This window comes from Mesorhizobium sp. M0768, from assembly GCF_040320195.1.
In the GTDB taxonomy this organism is placed as follows: domain Bacteria; phylum Pseudomonadota; class Alphaproteobacteria; order Rhizobiales; family Rhizobiaceae; genus Mesorhizobium.
This window is the reverse complement of sequence record NZ_JAMYPD010000004.1, coordinates 1-20,000: the sequence shown is the minus strand read 5'-3', so window position 1 is coordinate 20,000 and position 20,000 is coordinate 1. Positions and strand designations below refer to the sequence as shown.

Annotated in this window: 19 protein-coding genes, 1 tRNA gene and 2 rRNA genes (1 of these 22 running past the window's edge); 12 read left to right on the top strand and 10 right to left on the bottom strand. The window is 61.5% G+C overall.

Annotation, left to right across the window (positions count from 1 at the left end):
* From NKI08_RS06650 to NKI08_RS06640, 3 genes are all read left to right on the top strand, one after another.
* Positions 1 to 1,531, top strand: a 23S ribosomal RNA gene (locus tag NKI08_RS06650) (it extends 1,268 nt beyond the left edge of the window).
* A 96-nt stretch (positions 1,532 to 1,627) separates the two neighbouring features.
* Positions 1,628 to 1,742, top strand: a 5S ribosomal RNA gene (gene rrf, locus NKI08_RS06645).
* A gap of 130 nt (positions 1,743 to 1,872) precedes the next feature.
* A tRNA-Met gene (locus tag NKI08_RS06640) sits at positions 1,873 to 1,949 on the top strand.
* A gap of 105 nt (positions 1,950 to 2,054) precedes the next feature.
* On the opposite strand, the gene NKI08_RS06635 is transcribed toward NKI08_RS06640, so the two are convergent.
* The 7 genes from NKI08_RS06635 to NKI08_RS06605 all read right to left on the bottom strand — a co-directional run bounded on the left by NKI08_RS06635 (position 2,055) and on the right by NKI08_RS06605 (position 8,487).
* Entirely contained in the window at positions 2,055 to 2,342 is a 288-nt protein-coding gene (locus tag NKI08_RS06635; protein ID WP_352767943.1) for a hypothetical protein, read from the bottom strand.
* 318 nt (positions 2,343 to 2,660) lie between these two features.
* Complete coding sequence (locus NKI08_RS06630) at positions 2,661 to 3,167, bottom strand: L-2-amino-thiazoline-4-carboxylic acid hydrolase (RefSeq protein WP_352767940.1); 507 nt, start codon at positions 3,165 to 3,167, stop codon at positions 2,661 to 2,663.
* Positions 3,164 to 3,955, bottom strand: coding sequence for an ATP-binding cassette domain-containing protein (locus NKI08_RS06625; RefSeq protein WP_352767937.1), 792 nt, complete (start codon positions 3,953 to 3,955; stop codon positions 3,164 to 3,166). Before NKI08_RS06625 ends, NKI08_RS06630 begins: the two co-directional genes overlap by 4 nt.
* Positions 3,952 to 4,779: an ABC transporter ATP-binding protein gene (locus NKI08_RS06620; RefSeq protein ID WP_352539471.1), complete on the bottom strand. Its 828-nt coding sequence runs from the start codon at positions 4,777 to 4,779 to the stop codon at positions 3,952 to 3,954. Before NKI08_RS06620 ends, NKI08_RS06625 begins: the two co-directional genes overlap by 4 nt.
* Complete coding sequence (locus NKI08_RS06615) at positions 4,776 to 5,606, bottom strand: ABC transporter permease (protein WP_352491793.1); 831 nt, start codon at positions 5,604 to 5,606, stop codon at positions 4,776 to 4,778. The genes NKI08_RS06620 and NKI08_RS06615 overlap by 4 nt, the downstream gene beginning before the upstream one ends.
* A complete protein-coding gene (locus NKI08_RS06610; protein WP_352767934.1) occupies positions 5,603 to 6,589 on the bottom strand; it encodes an ABC transporter permease in 987 nt (328 codons plus the stop codon). The genes NKI08_RS06615 and NKI08_RS06610 overlap by 4 nt, the downstream gene beginning before the upstream one ends.
* A 287-nt stretch (positions 6,590 to 6,876) precedes the next feature.
* Complete coding sequence (locus NKI08_RS06605; protein ID WP_352767932.1) at positions 6,877 to 8,487, bottom strand: ABC transporter substrate-binding protein; 1,611 nt, start codon at positions 8,485 to 8,487, stop codon at positions 6,877 to 6,879.
* Positions 8,488 to 8,853: 366 nt separating this feature from the next.
* Here NKI08_RS06605 and NKI08_RS06600 point away from each other — a divergent pair, with 366 nt between their 5' ends.
* Together NKI08_RS06600 and NKI08_RS06595 are read left to right on the top strand one after the other, a co-directional pair.
* The gene (locus NKI08_RS06600) at positions 8,854 to 10,059 is read left to right on the top strand and encodes a M24 family metallopeptidase (protein ID WP_352767930.1); all 1,206 of its coding nucleotides are present in this window, start codon (positions 8,854 to 8,856) and stop codon (positions 10,057 to 10,059) included.
* A 62-nt stretch (positions 10,060 to 10,121) separates the two neighbouring features.
* Positions 10,122 to 10,802: a DUF4304 domain-containing protein gene (locus tag NKI08_RS06595; protein ID WP_352767927.1), complete on the top strand. Its 681-nt coding sequence runs from the start codon at positions 10,122 to 10,124 to the stop codon at positions 10,800 to 10,802.
* Positions 10,803 to 10,804: 2 nt separating this feature from the next.
* Here the strand turns inward: NKI08_RS06595 and NKI08_RS06590 are convergent, their stop codons facing one another.
* The 3 genes from NKI08_RS06590 to NKI08_RS06580 are packed head-to-tail and all read right to left on the bottom strand — an operon-like array spanning position 10,805 to position 13,295.
* Positions 10,805 to 11,221, bottom strand: a complete 417-nt coding sequence (locus NKI08_RS06590) for a cupin domain-containing protein (RefSeq protein WP_352456830.1) — start codon at positions 11,219 to 11,221, stop codon at positions 10,805 to 10,807.
* Positions 11,222 to 11,247: 26 nt separating this feature from the next.
* The gene (locus tag NKI08_RS06585; RefSeq protein WP_352767924.1) at positions 11,248 to 12,087 is read right to left on the bottom strand and encodes a phosphoenolpyruvate hydrolase family protein; all 840 of its coding nucleotides are present in this window, start codon (positions 12,085 to 12,087) and stop codon (positions 11,248 to 11,250) included.
* An 11-nt stretch (positions 12,088 to 12,098) separates the two neighbouring features.
* A complete protein-coding gene (locus NKI08_RS06580) occupies positions 12,099 to 13,295 on the bottom strand; it encodes a Tm-1-like ATP-binding domain-containing protein (protein WP_352503237.1) in 1,197 nt (398 codons plus the stop codon).
* Positions 13,296 to 13,404: 109 nt separating this feature from the next.
* Here NKI08_RS06580 and NKI08_RS06575 point away from each other — a divergent pair, with 109 nt between their 5' ends.
* The 7 genes from NKI08_RS06575 to NKI08_RS06545 all read left to right on the top strand — a co-directional run.
* Complete coding sequence (locus tag NKI08_RS06575) at positions 13,405 to 14,100, top strand: TetR/AcrR family transcriptional regulator (protein WP_502895683.1); 696 nt, start codon at positions 13,405 to 13,407, stop codon at positions 14,098 to 14,100.
* A gap of 357 nt (positions 14,101 to 14,457) precedes the next feature.
* Positions 14,458 to 15,774 carry an ABC transporter substrate-binding protein gene (locus NKI08_RS06570; RefSeq protein WP_352448404.1) on the top strand — a complete coding sequence of 439 codons (1,317 nt, stop codon included), beginning with the start codon at positions 14,458 to 14,460 and terminating at the stop codon, positions 15,772 to 15,774.
* Between the two features lie 74 nt (positions 15,775 to 15,848).
* Complete coding sequence (locus NKI08_RS06565) at positions 15,849 to 16,754, top strand: carbohydrate ABC transporter permease (protein WP_254816733.1); 906 nt, start codon at positions 15,849 to 15,851, stop codon at positions 16,752 to 16,754.
* Between the two features lies 1 nt (position 16,755).
* Positions 16,756 to 17,715, top strand: coding sequence for a carbohydrate ABC transporter permease (locus tag NKI08_RS06560; RefSeq protein WP_352448403.1), 960 nt, complete (start codon positions 16,756 to 16,758; stop codon positions 17,713 to 17,715).
* On the top strand, positions 17,712 to 17,933 hold the full coding sequence (locus NKI08_RS06555; protein WP_023675179.1) for a hypothetical protein: 222 nt from the start codon (positions 17,712 to 17,714) through the stop codon (positions 17,931 to 17,933). Before NKI08_RS06560 ends, NKI08_RS06555 begins: the two co-directional genes overlap by 4 nt.
* Complete coding sequence (locus NKI08_RS06550; RefSeq protein WP_352767921.1) at positions 17,930 to 19,033, top strand: ABC transporter ATP-binding protein; 1,104 nt, start codon at positions 17,930 to 17,932, stop codon at positions 19,031 to 19,033. The genes NKI08_RS06555 and NKI08_RS06550 overlap by 4 nt, the downstream gene beginning before the upstream one ends.
* Positions 19,033 to 20,000: ABC transporter ATP-binding protein (locus tag NKI08_RS06545; protein ID WP_352767919.1), on the top strand; the 968-nt coding region annotated here is incomplete at its 3' end. The genes NKI08_RS06550 and NKI08_RS06545, both read left to right, overlap by 1 nt.

Genomic DNA, 20,000 nt, shown 5'->3' with positions numbered 1-20,000 from the left:
AGGGGTGGTGGAGGTATCAGAAGTGCGAATGCTGACATGAGTAACGTAAGGGGAGTGAGAGACTCCCCCGCCGAAAGTCCAAGGGTTCCTGCTTAAAGCTAATCTGAGCAGGGTTAGCCGGCCCCTAAGTCGAGGCAGAAATGCGTAGACGATGGGAACCACGTTAATATTCGTGGGCCTGGAGGAAGTGACGGATCATTGAGGTAGTCCAATCTTATCGGATTGAAAGGGCTGCTGCGTGGTTCCAGGAAATAGCTCCTCCTTATAGACCGTACCCGAAACCGACACTGGTGGACTGGTAGAGTATACCAAGGCGCTTGAGAGAACTATGCTGAAGGAACTCGGCAAATTGCACGCGTAACTTCGGAAGAAGCGTGACCCTTTCATGCGCAAGCATGGGAGGGTGGCACAGACCAGGGGGTAGCGACTGTTTATCAAAAACACAGGGCTCTGCGAAGTCGCAAGACGACGTATAGGGTCTGACGCCTGCCCGGTGCTGGAAGGTTAAGAGGAGGGGTGCAAGCTCTGAATCGAAGCCCCAGTAAACGGCGGCCGTAACTATAACGGTCCTAAGGTAGCGAAATTCCTTGTCGGGTAAGTTCCGACCTGCACGAATGGCGTAACGACTTCCCCGCTGTCTCCAGCATAGACTCAGTGAAATTGAATTCCCCGTGAAGATGCGGGGTTCCTGCGGTTAGACGGAAAGACCCCGTGCACCTTTACTATAGCTTTACATTGGCATTCGTAGTGGCATGTGTAGGATAGGTGGTAGGCTTTGAAACCTGGGCGCCAGCTCAGGTGGAGCCATCCTTGAAATACCACCCTTATCACTATGGATGTCTAACCGCGGCCCGTTATCCGGGTCCGGGACAATGTATGGTGGGTAGTTTGACTGGGGCGGTCGCCTCCTAAAGAGTAACGGAGGCGCGCGATGGTGGGCTCAGAACGGTCGGAAATCGTTCGCTGAGTGCAATGGCATAAGCCTGCCTGACTGCGAGACTGACAAGTCGAGCAGAGACGAAAGTCGGTCATAGTGATCCGGTGGTCCCGCGTGGAAGGGCCATCGCTCAACGGATAAAAGGTACGCCGGGGATAACAGGCTGATGACCCCCAAGAGTCCATATCGACGGGGTTGTTTGGCACCTCGATGTCGACTCATCGCATCCTGGGGCTGGAGCAGGTCCCAAGGGTATGGCTGTTCGCCATTTAAAGCGGTACGTGAGTTGGGTTCAGAACGTCGTGAGACAGTTCGGTCCCTATCTGCCGTGGGTGTAGGAATATTGAAAGGATCTGTCCCTAGTACGAGAGGACCGGGATGGACGGATCTCTGGTGGACCTGTTGTGGCGCCAGCCGCATAGCAGGGTAGCTATATCCGGACGGGATAACCGCTGAAGGCATCTAAGCGGGAAACCCACCTTAAAACGAGTATTCCCTGAGAACCGTGGAAGACGACCACGTTGATAGGCCGGGTGTGGAAGAGCGGCAACGCTTGAAGCTTACCGGTACTAATAGTTCGATCGGCTTGATCGTTCTCATTCCTAATGCCCATTTCTGGTGACAATCCTTGGATTGCGCCGAGATGGATGGCACAGAAAACAGCTTCTCGAGCAACGTGCGTTTTGCCGACCTGGTGGTTATGGCGGAGCGGCTGCACCCGATCCCATTCCGAACTCGGCCGTGAAACGCTCCAGCGCTGATGGTACTTCGTCTCAAGACGCGGGAGAGTAGGTCGCTGCCAGGTCTGCCAAGCGCACGTTGTTTAATCTTCTCCTTACGAACAGGCCCGCCAACGGGATATCGGGCCGCGCAAGCGGCCCTTTCATTTGGCGGAAGCTTGAATCCAGTGAGCCAAGGCTTACTTCTAGGGTTGACGCGGGGTGGAGCAGCCCGGTAGCTCGTCAGGCTCATAACCTGAAGGTCACAGGTTCAAATCCTGTCCCCGCAACCAAATTCGAAAACGGCCCGCCTTGTGCGGGCCGTTTTCGTATGCGCTGAAGTACGGCGACAGGACACTTTAGCATTCCGCGGCCAATTTTTCGCGTATGTGCTCCGATCAACCTCTCATACGTCGGGCGAATGGCCGATCGGGATTTACGACGCGCCAAAAGGGCGCGCTGCCGTCTTGACTGATATGCACCAGGTGCCGCCGCACAGTCACTGGGCAGCAGGCGTCTGCTCCGTATTTTGCCGCGAGCTTACGTCGTAACTCTGCAAGGTCCGAAAAGTGGCCAGGTCCTGCAGCCCGGAGTTCGTCAGCGACCATTTTCTCGGTTGGGATCAGCATGCTCTGCGTAAGCGTCTTGCCTTTGCGTCGCGTTTTGACCACCGGCAATTCGCTCATAGTTCACCTCCAGGAACTCCCCTACAGAAGACGAACAAGGATGCCGCAATCCGACAGAATCTCGGATTGATTTGATTGCCGTGGCTCGAGGCCACAACCATGAACCCACAAAGACGTCTCCGGCCGGACACTTAGCAACCCGGACACTTAGCAACGAAGCCGACACAGCGGGACACCGAGGCAGATACTGTCCGCACGAATTCCTTGCAATGCACACGTCAAAATCCCCGCTTGCCTTATGGCGCCGGGGTGTTTGGCTCCGTGCTGCCCAACGGAACGGAACTCTACTTCTTCGCCGACATGGCTCGAGCTGCAGCTCTAACCGGCATCGCGGTTGGTCAAGGCGATGTGGCAGCAGCCGGAACCGTGGCCCGCCGTCCAGGTGACGTTGTCGAAGCGCACTCCGGTGGCCTCGAACAGGCCGCGATCGAAGGCGCCGGCGATGCGGCAGAGTGTGGCGAGCTTCTCGTCGCCGACGCCGGCCTCGACCCAGGCGTCCTTCAGCGGACAGCGCCTGACCTTGAAGGCGATGCGGTCCGGACCGCGTTCGACGTCGGTCGGATACATGCGGCCGCCATCCGGGCTGACGGCGAGGAACGCCTCGCCGATCGCCGGTGCGTCGTTGGGGCCGAAATCGGCGAAGGCCGCCGCCGCAACCTCCCTGCCTCGCCGTTCGATGGTGCGGATCATGATCGCCTCAGCCTTTTCCGCGCCAACTTCCGCGGTCAGCTCGTCGAGCAACAGACGATAGAGATCGGCACGGTTGCGGAAGGCGGAATCGAGTTCGCGCGACAGTTTTTCGGCTCGGGCTTCGGCGTCGGTCATGATGCGTCCTGTTCGATCCTTGACAGTCTTGGCGCTGCCGCCACCAGCGCCTTGCCGATCGCGGATTGCGGCGCGTCGATGACGGTGCGGGCATCGCCGCTCTCGGCAATCCGCCCGGCGTCCAGAATGGCCATGCGGTGGGCGATGGCACGGACGACGCCGAGATCGTGCGAAATGAACAGATAGGCGATGCGCTCCTCGCGTTGAAGATCGAGCAGCAGTTGCAGGATCTGCGCGCGAACCGAAACGTCGAGCGCCGACACGGCCTCGTCGAGCACGATCAGCGACGGTTTCGTGGCAATGGCGCGGGCGATTGCAACGCGCTGGCGTTGGCCGCCGGAAATCTCGTGAATGGCGCGGCCGGCGAGACCGGGGCTGAGGCCGACGCGTTCCAGCAGAGCTGCAATTCGGCGCGGGCGCTCGGGGCCGGAGGCAATGTGATGGATGCGCAGGGGGTCGTCGAGCACACGCGCGACTGTGGCGCGTGGGTTCAAGGCGGCGAGCGGATCCTGAAACACCATCTGAAGACGAGTGCGCCGGCCGCGCAAGGCAGCGCCGTTCAGCGACAGGAAATCGCTGCCTTCAAATTCGATACTGCCGGTATCGAATTCGACGAGCCGGAGCACTAGACGAGCTATCGTCGACTTGCCGCTGCCGGAAGGTCCGGCCAGCGCCAGCGTCTCGCCGGGGTCGATGTGGAAGGAAACGTCGTCGACCGCGGCGATGGTCTTGCCGCCGCGACTGTATCGTTTGGTCAGGCCGGAAACGGCGAGCAGCGGACTGGTCATGTTCGCCGCAACAGCGGCTCGGCGTCGAGGCCGAGATGAGCGTCAAGCAGCACACGAGTGTATGCGTGACGCGGCGCATTGACGATTTGGGCTGTCGAATCGAGCTCGAGCAGCTCGCCATGCCGGAACACCGCTATGCGCTCTGCAAGCTCAGCGGCCAGCGCAATGTCGTGGCTGATGAACAGCAGCGTCATACCGTCCTCGGCCACCAGTCGCCGGATCAGCCCGACAATCTCGGCCTGCACGATGGTGTCCAGCGCACTGGTCGCCTCGTCGGCGATCAGCAGTTTCGGCCCGGCCGCAATCGCTGCGGCGATCGCCACGCGCTGCTTCTGGCCGCCGGAGAGCTGATGTGGAAAGGCACGCAAAGCGACATCGGGGTCGGGCAGACGGACCCGTTCGAGCAGGGTTTTTGCCTTGGCATAGGCGTCTCGCCAACTGAGGCCGAGATGGGTGTAGGCGACTTCCGCGATCTGCTTGCCTATTGGCATCACCGGATCGAGACTTGCGGATGGGTCCTGGAAAATAAAGCCGATGTCACGGCCACCGATTGGAGCATGGTCGCGAAGACCGGCAGGTGCCTTGGCACCAAACATTGGTGGCGGGCGCAAGAGCCAATCGATACGGCCTTCGATCTTGGCAGTGGCCGGCAGCAGCCCGGCAATGGCTAGCGCCAGCGTGCTCTTGCCGGAACCGCTCTCGCCGATGATGGCAAAGCGCTCGCCGGCGGGGATGTCGAGGCTGACATTCTTTAGCGCCGCCACCTCGGCGCCGTCGCGGCGATAGGTCACCGTCAGACTGCGAATCGAAGCAAGCGCCGTCACGACAGGCTCCTCCTCATCGCCGTGGTCTCGACGACGCCTTCGCCGGTGAGATAGACGCCGAGCACGGTCAGCACGAGCGCTACGCCCGGAATGATCGACAGGAAGGGCGCGGTGCGCAGCACGGCGCGGCCTTCGGCGATCATGCCGCCCCAGGTTACGCGGTTGGGGTCGCCAAGGCCGAGGAAGGACAATGCCGCTTCGGTGAGAATCGCCGCGGCGACGATCACCGACGACAAAGCCATTACCGGCGGCAGCGCATTGGGGAGCACCTCGCGAAAGGCGATCTCCAGCGGATGCATGCCGATGACGCGGGCGCCGGCAACAAAATCGCGCTCGCGGATCGACAGCACTTCGGCGCGCGCCACGCGTGCCGGTCCGGTCCAGGCGCCCAGCGCGATCGCAGCGACGACGACGCCGAGCGACGGCCCGACGATGCTGACGAAAGCCAAAGCCAGCAGAAAGGCTGGGACGGTCTGGAAAGCGTCGGTGATGCGCATCAGCATCTCGTCGACAAGACCGCCGGCAAAGCCGGCCAACGTGCCGATCACGGCACCGACGGCAAGGGCGGCGGCGGCTGCTGCCAGCCCGACCGCCAGCGAGGTGCGGGCGCCGTGGAAAAGCTCGGCAAGCACGTTGCGGCCGAGGCGGTCGGTGCCGAGTGGCAACGACCAGTCCTGGAACGGCGGCAGCAACGCCGGCCCGGCAATCGCCTGCGGATCGCCGGGAAAGAACAAAGGTGCGGCAAGCGCCATGGCAAACAGCGCCGCCAGGATGACCGCGCCGGCGATCGCTTCCGGGGTCCGGAGAAAGCGGCGAAGCGGGCTCACGCGCCGGCCTCACTGGCGCCGACGCGCGGATCGAGGAAGGCGTAGGCGATGTCGACGAGAAGGTTGATGATGACGACCAGGACGGCGCTGACGAGAATGATGCCGAGCAGTAGTGGGATATCCCGCGCGGCCACCGCTTCCTGCGCCAGCCGGCCAAGGCCTGGCACGGAAAAGACGCTTTCGATGACAACGCTGCCGCCCAGCATTTGCGCGGATTGCAGGCCGAACATGGTGACCAGCGGCAACAGCGCGTTACGGGCGACGTGAGCGAGCACGATGCGACGGCGGGAAAGTCCCCTGGCACGGGCGGCCAGCACAAAGTCCTGTCGCCACACCTCGGCCATGCCGGCGCGCATCATGCGCAGATAGAGCGCGAGATAAATGAAGCCGAGCGCCGAAACCGGCAGGACGAGATGGCGGGCGATGTCGGCGGCGCGATCGAGGCCGGTCTTGGCCGAGGCGATACTCTCGATGCCGCCGATCGGAAACCAGCGCAGGTCGACGGCGAAGACAATGATCAGCACAAGCCCGAGCCAGAAGCCCGGCACGGCATAGAGCGCCAGCGAACCGATGGACAGGAAACGATCGCGGAAGCTGCCGGGACTGGCGCCGACATAGATGCCGAGAGCCGAGCCGAGGCCGAAGGAGAGCGCCGTGGCGCTCCCCATCAACAGCAGCGTGTTGGGCAGGCGCTCGAGGATGACATCGCGGATCGGCCGCGAAAAGCTGACCGATTGGCCGAGATCGAGATGCAGCAGCGCCCAAAGGTAATTGGCGAGCCGTGTCAGCTCCGACTGGTCGAGCCCCCAGCGGTGACGCAACAGCTCGATCATGCCGGCGTCGCCTCCGGTCGAGACGATGTAGGCATCGACCGCGTCGCCGGGAGCGGCTTCGAGCAACAGGAACGTGCCGATGACGACAATCAGCAGCACGAAGATGATGCCGACGAGACGGCGGCGAAGGAGGATGACGGCGCGGGTCATGGCGCAACGCCGATAGGAGAGCCAAGTCTTCGGTGCCGCGCTTTACGGCGCCCCCCTCTGTCCTGCCGGACATCTCCCCCACAAGGAGGGAGATTGGCAGTTTCGGCGATGCCGGCCGTCTTGCAACGCTGGAGATTGGCGAAAGCGACAATGACAGCCGATCTCCCCGCTCGTGGGGGAGATGCCAAGTGGTGGCAAAGAGGGCAGGACAGAGGGGGGCGCGAAAAAGCTCTCATCGCTGAAGCTGAGCACCCACACAAGCGGCACGCAAGTCTGGAGAGACTTCCTTACCCCGCGAGCCAAGTGTCCGCCCAGTTCGATACTGCCCAGCGCGGGTTGTTAGCGATGTTGTTGACCGTATCGCGGGCGACGCTGATGAAACTCCATTCGGCGACGTTGATCAGCGGCAGGTCGGCGGCAACTTTTCTCTGGAACTCCTTGTAGAGTTCGGTGCGGGCGGCGGTGTCGAGCGTCTCCGATGCCTTGGCGATCAGGGCGTCGAGATCGGCATTCTTGTAGCCACCCTGGTTGGAGAAGGGCACGCCGTCGGGAATACCGCTCTGCACCAGGATGGTGGTCGAGATCGCCGGATCGCCGCGGAACACCGGCGGCCCGACCGCAAGGTCGAAGGCGTGGTCGGTGTAAACCGCCTTGATGTGCGCGGCGGAGTCGTTGTTGACCAGCTGGGCGTCGATGCCAATGACGGCGAGCGCCTGGCGCAGATAGTCGCCGAACTGCTTGGTTTCGTTGAAGTAAGGCGCCGGCAGCAATCTCAATGAAAAGCGCTTGCCGTCATCGCCCCGGCTGTAGCCGGCCTCGTCAAGCAAGGCGTTGGCCTTGGCAACGTCGAAGGCGTAGGTCGGCACGTCGGCGGTGTAGAATTGCGGGTCGTTTTTCGGCACCGGGCCAGTGGCGGTGGCGGCATAGCCAAGGAATACCGTCTTGACGACGAAATCCTTGTCGATGGCGTGAGCGATCGCCTGGCGTACTTTCAGGTCGGCCAGCTCCTTGCGGCGATGATTGATCTCGACGACGAGCTGGTAGGTCAGCCCTTCATAACCCTTGGTGATCACCTTGAGACCGGGCACTTTGGAGATGCGGTCGAGATCGGCCAGGGGCACGGCCGAGAAGGCGGCGAGCTGGATCTCTTCGGCTTCCAGGGCGCTGGCCGCCGACGTGCGGTCCGGCAGCACCTGATAGATGATCTCGTCGAGATAGGGCTCGTCCTTGCCCCAATAGTCGGTGTTCTTCTCCAGCCGGTAATATTCGCCGGGCTTGTGTTCGGCAAATTTGAACGGTCCGGTGCCGACCGGGGCGTTGTTGGCCGGGTTGTCCTCGATCTTTCCGGTCTCGTAGATGTGCTTGGGCACCACGCTGCTCAGCGCCGGCAAGGCGTTGCGGATCAGCTGGAACGGTGTCGGCTTGGCGAATTTGAACACGGCGGTGGTTTCGTCCGGCGTGTCGACGGCCTCCAGATCCTTGAACACGGTGCGGCCGAGATTCTGCAGCGGCTTCCAGACCTGCAGCGCCGAGAAGGCGACATCGGCTGAGGTGAATGGCTTCCCATCATGCCATTTGACGCCCTCGCGCAGTTTGAACGTCAGCGACAGGCCGTCGGCGGCACCTTCCCAGCTGAGCGCCAGGCGCGGATCGAGCCCGTCCTTGCCGCCGAAGGAGGCCTCGGCCAAGGTTTCCACGATCTTGCTCGAGATGAAGAAGACGCCGTTCGAGGCGACAATCGCCGGATTGAGATTGCGCGGCTCGGAATCGGCGGCGACAACCAGTCGTCCGCCCTTTCTCGGCGTCTGCGCCGAGCCGATCGTCGGCATGGCGGTGGAGGCCAACAGCAACGCCGAACCGGCCAGCATTGTACGTCTGGAAATGGTGAACTCTGGCATGATCGAACTCCGTCCTCTCCGCGGACCCAGCCGGGTCCGCCGTACCCCTCGGACGCTCGTAAGCATCCTGCAAAGCTGATTATGGGCCTTGTGCGGGGTTTCGCCAAAGATGGAATTGGCGCATCTCTACGTGGCTTTGAAATTTCCGTCCGCTGGACCAGTTGTACAGAAAACGGTTCGACGCGCGGTTCTAGCAGGACCAGGCTGGGGTAAAGTGCAGCAGGTGGAGCAGCTTTTGGGGCTGGTTCGCCCGTTCTGGCTGGACCAGATCGGGCAAAATGATGCAGATTTAAGCATAGCCGAGGTTCAGAGCCGGAAAAGCCGGTGCCGGCGAGCGGCCGGCTAAGGGATTTCAGGGAGAGAGACATGAACATTGCCCCAGGCAAGAATGCCGTCGGCAGCGTGCCGTTCGACCAGGCCAGGGTGGACGGGCTGATGGAGGAGGCCGGCATCGACGTGCTGCTCGCCACCTCCAAGCACAACACGCAATATCTGCTTGGCGGCTACAAGTTCATCTTCTTCGCCGCCATGGATGCAATCGGCCACAGCCGTTATCTGCCTTTCGTCGTCTATGAGAAAGGTGGGCCGGAGCATGCCGCCTACATCGGCAACCGCATGGAAGGCGGCGAGCACCAGAATCATCCATTCTGGACGCCGACACTGCATGCCGCCTGCTGGGGTACGCTCGATGCCGCCAATCTGGCGGTCGAGCATTTGCGAAAGATCACCAAGGGCAATGCCCGCATCGGCATCGAGCCCGCCTTCCTGCCGTCCGACGCCTATATGCTGATCCGCAACGCGCTGCCGGATGCCAAGCTGATCGATGCGACTGATATGCTGGAGCGCATGCGGGCAATCAAAACCGAGGCGGAGCTGGAAAAGCTGCGCATCGCTTCGGAGCTGATCACCGATTCCATGCTGGCGACCATCGGCTGGGCACGCGAAGGCACGACCAAGAGCGAGATCATCGAACAGCTCAGGCGCGAGGAGACCAATCGCGGCGCGCATTTCGAATATTGCCTGTTGACGCTAGGCTCCAGCCACAACCGCGCCGCCTCGCCGCAGGCGTGGAGGAAGGGCGAGGTGATGTCGATCGATTCCGGCGGCAACTACCACGGCTATATCGGCGATCTTTGCCGCATGGGCGTGCTGGGCGACCCTGACGCCGAACTCGAGGATCTGCTGGCCGAGATCGAGACAGTGCAGCAGGCGGCCTTCTCCAAGGTCAAGGCGGGCACGCTGGGCGGTGACATGATTTCTCATGCCGAAGGCGTTCTGAAGAAATCCAAGGTTGCGGCCTATACTGATTTTTTCGCGCATGGCATGGGGCTGATCACGCATGAAGCGCCGTTCCTGATGACCAACCATCCGGTGACCTATGAAGGCACCTATGCCGCAAAGCCGCTGGAGAAGAACATGGTGCTTTCGGTCGAGACGACCATGCTCCACCCGACGCGCGGCTTCATCAAGCTGGAGGACACGGTGGTGGTGACCGATGCCGGTTACGTCATGTTCGGCGATCGGGGCCGGGGCTGGAACAGGGGCGGGGGCGGCTTAGGCGCTGGTACCTAGCCCGTTCTTGAGATTACCTCGTCCGAGCAAACAATTGGTCACGCCAGCGAGCATTTGCCGATATGGAACGCGAACTGCCCAAGCAGGTCTTTATCGACGGGTGCGAGCAGATCTCCATGGAGTTCGAACCGATTGGGTTCCGCTTTGCGAAAAGCGGTCCTCATGCGAGTCGTCGGGCCGGCGACTGGGCATTCAAAATCTCCTTTCAATCAAACTATCTGAACGTCGGCGGCGAGTATGTCGAACTCGTCGTGCATGCGTCGGTCTACAGCAAGGCAATAAAGGAGTGGGACGAGCGAAGCGCTTGGCCCGCCAGTGCCAGCGATTGGGTCGCCGGTGGACAGCTTGGCAATTTGCGAACCCCGCATCATTGGCGGACATGGAACATCGCAAACCCGCATACCCGCCAGCCTGAAATCGCGAACATCGTTGCCAACATCCAAACGACTGTCCTGCCGCTCTTCGAACGTTTCGACGTTCCGCGCAAACTAGCCGAACAGGTCGCATGTTCTGAAGTTCCGGGCTTCATGTTCCCTGAAAATGCTGTTCGATTTGTACTCTGGCAGCTTGGTCCGGAGGCAGCGGAAAACTGTTTGTCCTACTGGGTGGCGCGCTTACCTTCGCCGGATGCTTTCCGATCAGAGCGCGATGTCCCCACTTTGCCGGATAGGCTCGCTCTGGGAAGCGATACTAAAAACCTAGCAAGGGTCGCTCGTGCGATGAAGATTGGCCTCAGCCTGTGACATTATCTGCCCGGCGGGATCAACCTGAAATCCGGCAACTCCCGCAATGCCAGTTCCGGCCCTGCCGGCGAATAGACGACGAAAAGCTGCATCGGCCCATCGCCGGTATTGAGCGTCGAGTGGAAGCGGCTTTCCGGCACATAGATGGTGCAGCCGGGGCCGACTTTCTCGACGACCGGGTTGCCCTTCTCGTCCTCGACCATCTGCTCGCCATTGCCCGAGATGACAAAGATGATCTCCTCCGCACCCGGATGGTTATGACGCGTATGGCCTTTGCCTGACGGTAGGTCGACGACACCACCGGAAAATCGCTTTGCGCCGTTCACTTCGGGAGCGACCGTCAGCGACAGCCTGCCCCAGTCGAAGCCGAAGGCGCTGACGTCTTTTGGATATACGAATACCTTGCTGTTATCGGTCATCGTCCCACCCTTCTTTTTGCTGGTCTCTACGCAGCGCCGAACGTGACGGCCTTGAAATCCGCCGTCTGCCTGGCGATCGAGGCTTCCGCCGGCAGCCGCTCCATCGAACTGGCGCCATAGAACCCGTGCAGGCCCTTGCAACGCTCGAGAATATATCTGGCGTCGTCCGGCATCGAGATCGGCCCGCCATGGCAAAGCAGGATCATATCCTCGCGCACTGAGCGTGCCGCTTTGGCGATGGCGTCGATCTCGCTCACACAGTCGTCCAGCGATTTAGCCGATGTCGCGCCAATCGAGCCGCCGGTGGTCACCCCCATATGGGCGACGACGATGTCGGCGCCAGCTGTTGTCATGGCGCGCGCCTCGTCTGCGTTGAAGACATAGGGCGTGGTCAACAGGTCGAGTTTGTGAGCCTCGGCGATCATGTCGACCTCGAGCCCGAAGCCCATGCCGGTTTCTTCAAAACTCTGCCGCATCTGGCCGTCGAACAGGCCGATGGTCGGAAAGTTCTGCACACCGGAAAAGCCCATCGTCTTCAACTCGGCCAAAAGCAGCGGCATGATGACGAAGGGATCGGTGCCGTTGACGCCGGCCAGCACCGGCGTCTTCTTCACTACCGGCAGCACTTCGTAGGCCATTTCCTTGACGATTTCGTTGGCGTTGCCATAGGCGAGCAGGCCGGCGGCCGAGCCGCGCCCGGCCATGCGGTAGCGGCCGGAATTGTAGATGATGATCAGGTCGATGCCGCCGGCTTCCTCGGCCTTGGCCGATAGGCCGGTGCCGGCACCGCCGCCGACGATCGGCACGCCGTCCGCGATCATCTTGCGGAATTTCTCCAGGATTTTCTTGCGCGGTATGGCGGCCATGTCTTGGTGTCTCACTGTCTGGCGATGTCGAGGAAGGCCGTCGTGGCAGCCCAGGCGAATTCGGGGTCGTTGATATGAAGCGGCAAACGCAGCACGCGCCGCGTTTTGGCGGGTTTGATGGTACGCTCGATTGCCTCGAACAAAGCGGCATCGGCTTCAGGGTCGAAGAAGGCGCCGCCTTCAATGTCGAGAGCCGACACGCCTTTCTCCGGAATGAGGAAACGAACCGGACCCTGGCAGAGGCTGAGCCTTGTACCGATCCATTCGCCGATCGTTCTGCTTTCGTCGGCAGTGGTGCGCATCAGTGTGACGTTTGGATTGTGCTCATAGAACAGCCGGCCGCGATAGCGTTCCGGAATTGTCGGCGGCGCCCAGAAATTGACCATGTCGAGCGCGCCGACCGAGCCGACATACGGCAGCCCGGTGCGGGCGATGGCGCCAAAGCGATCTTCGGTCGCCGGCAGCACGCCGCCAAACAGCAAGTCGCAGACTTCGGTCGTTGTGATGTCGATGACGCCGGACAACAGGCCGCTGTCGGCCAATTTTTCCATGGTGCGGCCGCCGGTGCCGGTGGCATGAAAGACCATGCAGTCATAAGTCGAACGAAGCTCATCGGCGATCGCGGTCACGCATGGCGTGGTGACGCCGAACATGGTGAGGCCGAGCGACGGTTTGCCGTCGGGCGGCGGCGCCGGCTTTGTCGCCATGCCTGATATCGCCTGGGCGGCATTGTGCAGCACGACACGCGAAAGCCGGTTGAGGCCGGCCATGTCGGTCACCGACGGCATCATGACGATGTCGGAGACGTCGACGTAAGGCGCGGTGTCACCCGAGGCCAACGTCGAAACCATGATCTTGGGCAGACCGAGCGGCAGCGTGCGCATGCCTGCGGTGATGATCGAAGTGCCGCCACCGCCGCCAATGCCGATAATCCCGGCAATATCGCTGCGCGACTGGACAAACCGGGCAAAGGCGGCAGCCATCGCCGCCACCGCGGTGCCGCGATCGTCGACGCCGAGTACGGCATTGCGACCCTCGGAATGGTGGCTGGCGACCTCGTCCGCCGAAACATCGACCGGCACGGTCGCGCCGCGTGTTCCGATGTCGACACGGGCAATCGAAGCGCCGGTAGCCGCGACCGCATCGGCCAGAAATGCGAGTTCCTCGCCCTTGGTGTCGGCGGTGCCCACCACATAGATGCGCTTCATCGCGTTTCCCCGGTCTTGGGCGTGTTCGGCGCTGCCGCCCCTTTTTGCCCGGCCGTTCGACGGCGCGAAGGGCCATTGCAATTTTTTGAGACACGCGTATCGTATTGACATGAATGTCTCACGTCAACAAGCGGCAATGGACAACGGTGCCAGCCAAGGGCCGAACCCCCAAGTAGAGCGCGGGGCCCGCGCGCGCACCAGGCGTCTCATGCTTGAGACGGCGACAAAGCTGATGCAGGCGGGCGCCACGCCCTCCGTCAGCGAGGTGGCGGAGGCAGCGGAGGTCTCGCGCGCCACCGCCTATCGGTATTTTCCGAGCCAAGCGGCGTTGGTGCAGGCGGTGGTCGATGAGGGGCTTGGGCCGATCCTTACGTGGAAATCGAGCTCTGCCGATCCCGAGCGCCGGGTCGCCGAGCTGTTCGAGACCGCCATGCCGCGCATCGAGGTCTTCGAAGCGACGTTCAAGGCGGCGCTGAAACTGTCGCTCGACCAGTGGGCGCAGCGACAGGCAGGCACGCTTGACGGCGAACCTGCCTTCACGCGCGGCCATCGCGTCGATCTCTTGAAAGATGCGATCGCGCCACTCAAAGGCCGGTTGCCGCCGCGCGAATTCAAGCGGCTCGCGCAGGCGCTGTCATTGATCTTCGGTGTTGAGGTGCTGATCGTTTTAAAGGATATATGGGGATTGGATAGCCGCAGTATGATGTCGGTTGCGCAATGGGCGGCCGGCGCTCTTGTGCGCGCGGCTATGACCGAATCGATGATTGAAGGAGATGGGATCGCGCCGACGACCGCCGTGAGATGACGCCAATCTGGTTCGACCAGATTTTCAACCTGGCTATTCATGCTACTAGCGATGCAGCGGCCCAAGTAAGGCATTCATGTATCAAGGAGTAGGAAAATTCAGGGAAAACAGGCAGATATCGCAGAAGCCAACTTGTCTGCGTGTCCGCCACCGTCCAAGAAAGGGCTTGACGTTCCTCTTAAATTGGTAATACCAGATCAGGACAAATAAAGCGGATCAAAGGTGAAGGCTGAGATCCGTTTCGGTCGAGCGAGGAGGCTCACAGACCGAAACGGTGCCGTCACGGGAGGACTACCAGGGCCGGCCTCGATGCCGGTTCTCATGAACGGTAGAATGCGCACAAGGGAGGAAATCATTATGCGCAAGACAATGACCAGCTTGCTTGCTGGTATCGGCCTAGTGCTCGCCTGCGGAACGTCCGTCTACGCGCAGGAAAAGGAACTTACAATCTTCTGGGCGGAATGGGATCCGGCCAATTACCTGCAGGAACTCGGCAACGAGTACGAGAAGGAAACCGGCGTCAAGATCACGGTGGAAACCACACCGTGGCCCGACTTCCAGACCAAGGCCTTCACCGAGTTCAACGCCCATGGCGACGCCTACGATATGGTCGTCGGCGACTCGCAATGGCTTGGTGCTGGCTCGACCGGTGGCCACTATGTCGACCTGACCGACTTCTTCAACAAGCACAAGGTCGGTGAAGTGATGGCACCGGCCACGGTGAAATACTATGCCGAATATCCGGGCGGCAGCAGCAAGTACTGGGCCATTCCGCTCGAAGGCGACGCCGTCGGCTGGTCCTATCGCAAGGACTGGTTCGAAGACCCCAAGGAAAAGGAAGCCTTCAAGGCCAAGTATGGCTACGATCTCGACGTGCCGAAGGATTTCAAGGCGCTACGCGACATCGCCGAATTCTTCTACCGGCCGGACCAGAAAAAATACGGCATCGCCATCTACACCGACAATTCTTATGACGCGATGGCGATGGGCTTCGAAAACGCGCTGTTCTCCTTTGGCGGCGAGCTGGGTGACTATAAGACCTACAAGGTCGATGGCTTCATCAACTCCGACAAGGCGATCGCGGCGCTCGACGCCTACAAGGAACTCTACAAGTTCACGCCTCCGGGCTGGGCCAAGTCGTTCTTCGTCGAGGACAACCAGGCGATCACTGAAAACCTGGCCGCGATGAGCATGAACTACTTCGCGTTCTTCCCCTCGTTGATCAACGAGGCGTCGAACCCGAACGCCAAGAACACCGGCTTCTTCGCCAATCCAGCCGGACCTGGCGGCGACCAGTTCGCCGCACTCGGCGGTCAGGGCATCTCCATCGTTTCCTACTCGCAGAAGCAGGAAGAGGCGACGAAGTTCCTGGAATGGTTCATCAAGGACGAGACCCAGAAGAAATGGGCAGCGCTTGGCGGCTACACCTGCAGTGCCGCCGTGCTCAAGTCGCCCGAATTCCAGAACGCCACGCCCTATAACAAGGCGTTCTACGAGACCATGTTCAAGGTCAAGGACTTCTGGGCGGTTCCGGAATACGCGGAACTGCTGCAGCAGCTTAACCAGCGCATCTATCCTTACATGATCGGCGGCGAAGGCACCGCCAAGGAGACGCTGGACGCACTGGCAGCCGACTGGAACGCGACCTTCAAGAAATACGGCCGCGGCCAATAAGTATGAAGTTTCACGGAGGGGGCGTTCGTGCCTCCTCCGTTTCTTTTTCTGATTTTTGAACCGGGAGCAGAGTCTTGGCGACCACGATGATCACCACGCTGGACAGGTCCTCGCGGGCCGCCGCTCGCGGTCTAAGCGACATTTCGATCCGCAATCTCTTCATCATCCCGACGATCCTGTTTCTGATCGTCTTCAACATCTTCCCGCTGATCTATTCGCTGGGCTATTCGTTCACCGATTTCCGCGCCTCGACCAGCGCGGCGGCGAATTTCGTCGGGCTGCAAAACTATCGCGACCTGCTCAGCGATCCCTATGTCTGGTCCAACTTCGCCATCACCGCAAAATACGTCATCATCTCGGTCGCCGGCCAGCTGCTCGTCGGCTTCGGCGTGGCCATGCTGCTCAATCGCGACATTCCGCTCAAGGGCCTGCTGACGACGCTCCTGTTGTTGCCGATGATGCTGTCGATGGCCGTCGTCGGCCTGTTCTGGAAGCTGCTCTACGATCCGTCCTTCGGCATCATCAATTATGCGCTGGGCCTCGGCACCTTCGAATGGCTGTCGAATCCGAAAATGGCGCTCTATGCGGTCGCGCTGACCGACATCTGGATGTGGTCGCCCTTCGTCATGCTGTTGTCGCTGGCCGGCCTGTCGGCCGTGCCCAAGCATCTCTACGAGGCAGCCGCGATCGACAGGGCCGGGCCGTTCTACACCTTCTTCCGCATAACGCTGCCGCTGGTTGCGCCGATCCTGATGATCGCGGTCATCTTCCGCACCATGGAGGCGTTCAAGACCTTCGACCTCGCCTACATCCTGACCAGCCAGCCGACGGCCGAGCTGATCTCGATCCGGCTCTACAAGATGGCGTTCCAGGAATGGCAGACCGGGCGTTCCTGCGCGCTCGCCTACATCGTGCTGATCATGGTGCTGGCGATCACCAACATCTATGTCAAATACCTCAACAAGGTGAAGGAGCGCTGAGATGGCCGCAGTCCGCACTTCTTCCGAAATCACCTTCAACCGGGTCGCCATCGTCGCTGTCCTGCTGGTGACGATCATCTTCCTGGCGCCGATCTACTGGATCGCCTCGACGGCGTTCAAGCCGCGCAACCTCGCCACCACCATTCCGCCGACGGTGGTTTTCCAGCCGGAGATATCGCCCTTCGTCAAGTTGTTTACCAAGCGTTCGCAGCTGCGCAGCCCGCCGTCGCCGGAGGAGTACGCGGCTGCGCCGTGGTGGGAGCGCGTCGTCTTCAATGGGGGCGAAAAGATCGTGCGCGACGGCAAGGGCCAGGTGCAGTGGTCGGGCTATCCGAGCCGTTTCATGAACTCACTGATCGTTGCCATAACCTCGACCGTCCTGGCCGTCGGCATGGGCACCTTCACCGCCTATGGGTTCTCGCGCTTCAAGGTAAAAGGCGAGGCGGACCTACTGTTCTTCATCCTGTCGACACGCATGCTGCCGCCGGTGGTCGTCGCCATTCCGATGTTCCTGATGTACCGGGCGGTCGGCCTCAACGATTCCCATATCGGCCTGATCATCCTTTACACCGCCTTCAACCTGTCCTTCTCGGTGTGGCTGATGAAAGGCTTCATGGACGAGATCCCCAAGGAGTATGAGGAGGCGGCCCTCGTCGACGGCTATACGCGCATGGAGGCCTTCTTCAAGATCGTGCTGCCCGAGGCCGCCACCGGCATCGCCGCCACCGCCGTGTTCTGCTTTATCACGGCGTGGAACGAATATGCCTTCGCACTGATCATGACCAGCCGCCGTGCCCAGACAGCACCGCCCTTCATCCCCAGCCAGATCGGTTCCGGCCTGCCGGACTGGACGGTGATTGCCGCCGGAACCTTCCTGTTCCTGCTGCCGGTCGCGATCTTCACCTTCCTGCTCCGCAACCACCTGTTGCGCGGCATGTCGTTTGGAGCGATCCGCAAATGAGCTTTCGCGACATCAACCAGAAATATCTCGAACCGGGCAGCCAGGTGCTGATGGTGCTCGGTATCATCGCGCTCTGCCAGCCGTGGAACATGCTGCTGCACAGCTATGGCGTGACCATCATCCTGATCGGCCTGATCGGCTTCAACATCACCTCCAAGATCGCGCCGGAGGAGAAGGCCGGCACCGGGCAAGGGGCAAATCCGGGGGCACAGCATTGACCCAGATCGAGCTTCGAGGCGTCCAGAAATATTTCGGCGCCGTCCAGGTCATCAAAGACCTCAACCTGAAGATCGACGACAACGAGTTCATCGTGCTGCTCGGCCAGTCGGGCTGCGGGAAGACGACGACGCTCAGGGCGATTGCCGGGCTGGAGACGATCGACGGCGGCGACATCCTCATCGACGGCAAGCCGGTCCAGCACCTCAAGGCCGCCGATCGCGATATCGCCATGGTCTTCCAGTCGTTCTCGCTCTATCCGCATATGAGCGTCTATGAGAACATCGCCTTTCCGCTCAGGGCGACGCGCAAGAGCAAGGCCGAGATCGACAGCGAGGTTCGCTCGGTCGCCAAGAAGCTGCAGATCAGCGATCTCCTCGCCAAGAAACCGTCGGCGCTGTCGGGCGGCGACATGCAGCGCGTGGCGATCGGCCGAGCCTTGGTGCGGCGGCCGAAGGCGATGCTGATGGACGAGCCGATCGGGGCGCTCGATGCCAAGCTGCGCGAGGAGATGCGGGCCGAGATCAAGCGGCTGCACATCAAGCAGGGCTCGACCAGCATCTACGTCACCCACGACCAGATCGAGGCGATGAGCCTCGCCGACCGCATCGTCATCATGCATGAAGGTGTGCTGCAGCAGGTTGGCTCGCCGGACGAGGTCTATTCGCATCCGGCGAACCTTTTCGTCGCGCAATTTGTAGGCAGCCCGGTGATGAACGTCGCCGACGCTTCGGTGACCGAGAAAGCCTCGTCGGCCTCGGTCACCGTCGGCGATGCGGCCGCCGGTTTCGAATTCCCGCGCGCCTTGCTGTCGAAGCTCAACGGCCATGCCGGCGGCCAACTCGCGCTCGGCATCCGGCCGGAAGGCGTCCTCGTCCGCCGCGAAGCAGCCGAAGGGTTCTTGCCGGTGGAGACGCAGATCGTCGAGCCGCTCGGCTCCTTCGACATCGTCGACCTCAAGGTCGGCTCCAAGATGCTGCGTGCGCGCACCAAGAGCGGCTTCATCGGCGGCCCCGGCGAAAGAGTCTTCGTCAGAATCGATCCCGGCCACGCGCATTTCTTCGACACGGCGAGCGGCAAATCGCTGGGAGTGAGACTCTGATGGCCCACATCCAGCTCAAGAACATCTCGAAGAAATTCGGCAACCACACCGCCTTGACCGGGCTCGATCTCGACATCGCCGATGGCGAGTTCTTCGTCCTGCTCGGCGAGACCGGCGCCGGCAAGACGACGACGCTGCGCATGATTGCCGGCCTGGAAAAACCGAGCGAAGGTCAGGTCTTGATCGACGGCGTCGATGTCGCCGATTGGGGCGCGGCGGAGCGCGACGTGGCGCTGGTGCTGCAGCAATATTCACTCTACCCGCGCTATACCGTACGCCAAAACCTCGAATTTCCGCTGAAGCCGAAAATCCGCCGGCTGCCCGATGCCGAGATCAAGGATCGCGTCGACCGCGCCGCCAGGACGCTGCGGATCGAGCATCTACTCGACCGCAAGACCGACCGGCTTTCAGGCGGCGAGATGCAGCGCGTCTCGATCGGCCGCGCCATCGTGCGCAAGCCGAGGGTATTCCTGATGGATGAGCCGTTGTCGGCGCTCGACGCCAAATTGCGCGAAGCGCTGCGCACCGAATTGAAGAACCTGCAGATGCAGCTTGGCGCCACCTTCCTGTTCGTGACGCACGATCAGATCGAGGCGATGTCGATGGGTGACAAGGTCGGCGTGCTCAACCATGGCCGCATCGTCCAGACCGGCACGCCGTACGAGATCTACAACAATCCGCGCGACACCTACGTGGCAAGCTTCGTCGGCTCGCCGCCGATGAACCTCATCGACGGCAAGCTTGTCAACGGACGTGCGGTGATGGCACCGCTGAATTTCGAATTGCCGTTTTCGGGGGGTGCCAAGACTTCGGGGGGGCTAAAGACGGGCGCGGGGGCCCCCCGGGGGCCGCCGGGCGGGGGGGTTGTCGCCGCGGCCCGCGAGGGGGCGACCCGGCCGCCCGGCGGGGGGCGGGGGGCGCCAGGCGCGTCCCCTACGCGGGGAAAACTACGGGACCGGGGGGGGGG

What these genes read in the sequence shown, in the direction of transcription:
- NKI08_RS06635 (WP_352767943.1), bottom strand. Translation starts at nt 2,342, where the DNA reads ATGAGCGAATTGCCGGTGGTCAAAACGCGACGCAAAGGCAAGACGCTT.
- NKI08_RS06630 (WP_352767940.1), bottom strand. Translation starts at nt 3,167, where the DNA reads ATGACCGACGCCGAAGCCCGAGCCGAAAAACTGTCGCGCGAACTCGAT.
- NKI08_RS06625 (WP_352767937.1), bottom strand. Translation starts at nt 3,955, where the DNA reads ATGACCAGTCCGCTGCTCGCCGTTTCCGGCCTGACCAAACGATACAGT.
- NKI08_RS06610 (WP_352767934.1), bottom strand. Translation starts at nt 6,589, where the DNA reads ATGACCCGCGCCGTCATCCTCCTTCGCCGCCGTCTCGTCGGCATCATC.
- NKI08_RS06605 (WP_352767932.1), bottom strand. Translation starts at nt 8,487, where the DNA reads ATGCCAGAGTTCACCATTTCCAGACGTACAATGCTGGCCGGTTCGGCG.
- NKI08_RS06600 (WP_352767930.1), top strand. Translation starts at nt 8,854, where the DNA reads ATGAACATTGCCCCAGGCAAGAATGCCGTCGGCAGCGTGCCGTTCGAC.
- NKI08_RS06595 (WP_352767927.1), top strand. Translation starts at nt 10,122, where the DNA reads ATGGAACGCGAACTGCCCAAGCAGGTCTTTATCGACGGGTGCGAGCAG.
- NKI08_RS06590 (WP_352456830.1), bottom strand. Translation starts at nt 11,221, where the DNA reads ATGACCGATAACAGCAAGGTATTCGTATATCCAAAAGACGTCAGCGCC.
- NKI08_RS06585 (WP_352767924.1), bottom strand. Translation starts at nt 12,087, where the DNA reads ATGGCCGCCATACCGCGCAAGAAAATCCTGGAGAAATTCCGCAAGATG.
- NKI08_RS06580 (WP_352503237.1), bottom strand. Translation starts at nt 13,295, where the DNA reads ATGAAGCGCATCTATGTGGTGGGCACCGCCGACACCAAGGGCGAGGAA.
- NKI08_RS06575 (WP_502895683.1), top strand. Translation starts at nt 13,405, where the DNA reads ATGAATGTCTCACGTCAACAAGCGGCAATGGACAACGGTGCCAGCCAA.
- NKI08_RS06570 (WP_352448404.1), top strand. Translation starts at nt 14,458, where the DNA reads ATGCGCAAGACAATGACCAGCTTGCTTGCTGGTATCGGCCTAGTGCTC.
- NKI08_RS06560 (WP_352448403.1), top strand. Translation starts at nt 16,756, where the DNA reads ATGGCCGCAGTCCGCACTTCTTCCGAAATCACCTTCAACCGGGTCGCC.
- NKI08_RS06555 (WP_023675179.1), top strand. Translation starts at nt 17,712, where the DNA reads ATGAGCTTTCGCGACATCAACCAGAAATATCTCGAACCGGGCAGCCAG.